The organism is Ferrigenium sp. UT5 (assembly GCF_045866295.1).
In the GTDB taxonomy this organism is placed as follows: domain Bacteria; phylum Pseudomonadota; class Gammaproteobacteria; order Burkholderiales; family Gallionellaceae; genus Sideroxyarcus.
The window spans coordinates 1-566 of record NZ_BAAFRY010000070.1 but is presented as its reverse complement, the minus strand read 5'-3'; the positions used below and the strand labels follow the sequence as shown (position 1 = coordinate 566).

At 44.2% G+C, this 566-nt stretch carries 1 protein-coding gene; it reads left to right on the top strand.

Annotation, left to right across the window (positions count from 1 at the left end; genetic code table 11):
* The first annotated feature begins 146 nt into the window (after positions 1-146).
* Positions 147-461, top strand: coding sequence for a hypothetical protein (locus ACKTSJ_RS11180; protein WP_407900249.1), 315 nt, complete (start codon positions 147-149; stop codon positions 459-461).
* The last annotated feature ends 105 nt before the right edge of the window (positions 462-566 follow it).

Here is a 566-nt window from a genome sequence, read left to right as displayed (position 1 = left end):
CATGGTGCTTCTCCTTCGGGGTTGTGGTTAGAATAACCCTCAAGGATTTTTACTTGCAAACCCGTTCGCCAGGCCGGGTTCGGAATTTACAGAAACAATGTTGCACTAACAATCATTGAACCTCGCCTTGCATAAATAATCCCTCCATGAAAGTCGAGGAAGCGATTAAGTATGTTTTAGGCAGCTCATCTGTTGAAGTAGGTCGGTTTTATTCCTCGGGTGAAAACATCTCTGTTGGAAGAGGAAAGCTTTACGATTCTGTCATTTACCCACTCTTTGATTCTGATAGGGAAGCATTCTTAACCGTTGAGGGCCTCGGTTATGTTCTAACTCACGAGTGCGACGTGGACGTAAATAACAATAAACTGTTCAACACTGATGTATTGATTTGTCCAATTATCCCCCTGCAAGACGTTATTGAAGAACTTAGGCAGGACCTTAGTCACGAGCAACTTGGTTAGTGCAACATTGTTTCTGTAAATTCCGAACCCGGCCTGGCGAACGGGTTTGCAAGTAAAAATCCTTGAGGGTTATTCTAACCACAACCCCGAAGGAGAAGCACCATG

What these genes read in the sequence shown, in the direction of transcription:
- ACKTSJ_RS11180 (WP_407900249.1), top strand. Translation starts at nt 147, where the DNA reads ATGAAAGTCGAGGAAGCGATTAAGTATGTTTTAGGCAGCTCATCTGTT.